At 48.1% G+C, this 1,215-nt stretch carries 1 protein-coding gene; it reads left to right on the top strand.

Features of this window, described 5'->3' with window-relative positions:
* Positions 1–50 precede the first annotated feature (50 nt).
* The coding region (locus tag J7438_RS25645) for an acyl-CoA dehydrogenase family protein (protein ID WP_209278873.1) at positions 51–1,215 on the top strand (1,165 nt) is incomplete at its 3' end.

Genomic DNA, 1,215 nt, shown 5'->3' with positions numbered 1-1,215 from the left:
GAATACTAATATTAATGCCTTGACTCTCGAATCATCAGAGGTGGTGAGTGATGTCTGATGTTTACTGGGGAAAAGATATTCACCCTCCTGTTTTTTGGCTGGATAGCCGATTTAAAACTCTTAGCAAAAAACTGGGTGACTGCTTCAGCCTTATTAATGAACGTAGTCAGGCCGCGTTAAATGCAGGAGGTTCCCTGGATTTTAAGGGTTACATAAGATTGCTTGATGAAAGGGGGTTGTCTGGGCTTAGGTACTCAGTTGCACAAGGCGGCACAGACGATGGGCTCTGGTCTCAAGCATTGTTTGCAGAGCGACTTGGTCATGTCATTTCGGGAGCGGTAGGTATGGGGCTCACAATTCATTATGACATGGTGGCCCCCGTCATCGCGGCTCATGGTAATACCGCTTGTCAGCAACGCTTTTTAAAGCCAGCTCTTAGAGGGGAATTGCTCTTCAGTCATGCCGTTTCCGAAGCGTCAGCGGGATCTGATTTTAGTAACATTTCCTGCACAGCTCAGCGCCACAAAGGTGGCTGGCTGCTCAACGGTACGAAGACAATGATTTCGCTCGCGACTGCCGCTGATGTTCATTTTGTTCTCGCAAGGCTCCCTGAAAAAAAAGCACCATTTAATATGGTGATCTTGCTTGTGCCGTCAAGCTTGAAAGGTGTGTCCGTTGGGCCTGAGCAAGCAACTATGGGTAATAAAGGCTGTCCTGTTGCTGATATTCATTTAGACAATGTATGGGTAGATGACGATTGTAGGCTAGGCGCACAGGGCCTAGGTTTTGTAATTCAGCTACAGCAATTTGTTCAAGAGAGGATCGTGTCTTCCCTTCGAGCCAATGCCGCAGCCCGGCGTGGGCTAGACAGATTGATCTCGCATACGCAAGAGCGGTTGGTTGCTGATCAAAGGCTGATTGATCGTGACAGCTGGCAACACAAAATTGCTGACCTGGAAAGTGACTGGGCAAAATGTCGGGCGTTGACCTATCAGGCGCTAGAAGCATGGGCAGAAGGTTTACCGTATGAAAGCCTTTCATCAGCCAGCAAATTGCTTTCTTCGCGCTTGGTTCGTCGTGTCGCTCGAACTGCGCTTCATGCGGGTGGTGTTAATCATTATCAACAGCAATCCGAACTGGCGCAGTTATATACCGATTCTCGTTTATTTTCCATTTCGACAGGCTCTGATGAAATGATGCTGACCAGCTTGATCG

This window comes from Thalassotalea sp. G20_0 (genome assembly GCF_017744175.1).
Taxonomy (GTDB): Bacteria; Pseudomonadota; Gammaproteobacteria; order Pseudomonadales; family Endozoicomonadaceae; genus Endozoicomonas.
Note: the sequence above shows the minus strand (reverse complement) of the source record. Positions and strands in the feature narration are given on the sequence as shown.